This window comes from Nocardia veterana NBRC 100344, from assembly GCF_000308855.1.
In the GTDB taxonomy this organism is placed as follows: Bacteria; Actinomycetota; Actinomycetes; order Mycobacteriales; family Mycobacteriaceae; genus Nocardia; species Nocardia veterana.
Genome location: NZ_BAGM01000171.1, coordinates 1 through 868, shown reverse-complemented (window position 1 = coordinate 868; position 868 = coordinate 1). Strand labels below are relative to the sequence as shown.

The window sequence follows — 868 nt, the reverse complement described above, 5'->3', positions numbered from 1 at the left end:
AGAGCTCCTAACAGGTTCAGTCGAGTGGCGTCGGATTCTGTTGCAGTGCAGTATGTTTCGTCGTGGCCGCACCTTGGATCGTGGATGACGAGTTGTGGGCGGTAATCGAACCGCTACTGCCGGTGAAACCGGCAGGGACGCCGGGACCAGCGCAGATGGACTCCCGTCTGGTGTTGCAGGGGATCTTGTTCGTGCTGATCACCGGGATCGGATGGGAAGACCTGCCCCAGGAACTGGGATTCGGGTCCGGGATGACTTGCTGGCGCAGGTTACGGGACTGGCAGGCCGCCGGGGCATTCGAGAAGATCCATCAAGCCATGCTCGCCCGCGCCCACGCTGCCAGGCTGATCGACTTCGACCGGGTCATGGTCGACGGCTCGCACGTGCGGGCGAAAAAAGGGGCGCCGCAACAGGTCCGAGCCCGGTCGACCGCGCCAAGACCGGTTCCAAGCACCACATCCTGACCTGCGCGAACGGATTCCCGCTCGCGGTGGCGCTGTCGGCGGCCAATGTCAACGACCATCTGCTGCTGCCCACCCTGCTCGATCGGGTCCGGCCCTTGCGCGGGCGTGCGGGCCGAGCCCGGCACCGGATCACGACCCTGATCGCCGACAAGGGATACGACTATCCCAGCGTGTATTCCGAACTGCGGCAACGACGTATCACCGGCTACATCGCGCGCCGCGGAACCCGTGACAAGGTCACCGCCGGCCGCTGGATCGTCGAACAATCATTTGCCCTGCTGCACCAGTACCGGCGGCTGGCCATCCGATGGGAACGACGCACCGACATCCACCACGGATTCCTCGACCTCGCTGCCGCCCTGATCTGCTGGCGACGACTCAGCAATCGAACCCGTTAGGAGCTC

General features: G+C 64.5%; 1 protein-coding gene. It reads left to right on the top strand.

Annotated features, from left to right (window positions below):
- Positions 1-62 precede the first annotated feature (62 nt).
- A protein-coding gene (locus tag ON37_RS32045; protein ID WP_085997405.1) for an IS5 family transposase occupies positions 63-862 on the top strand; the annotation gives its coding sequence in 2 pieces (ribosomal slippage) (positions 63-393 and positions 393-862; 801 coding nt in all).
- Positions 863-868 lie beyond the last annotated feature (6 nt).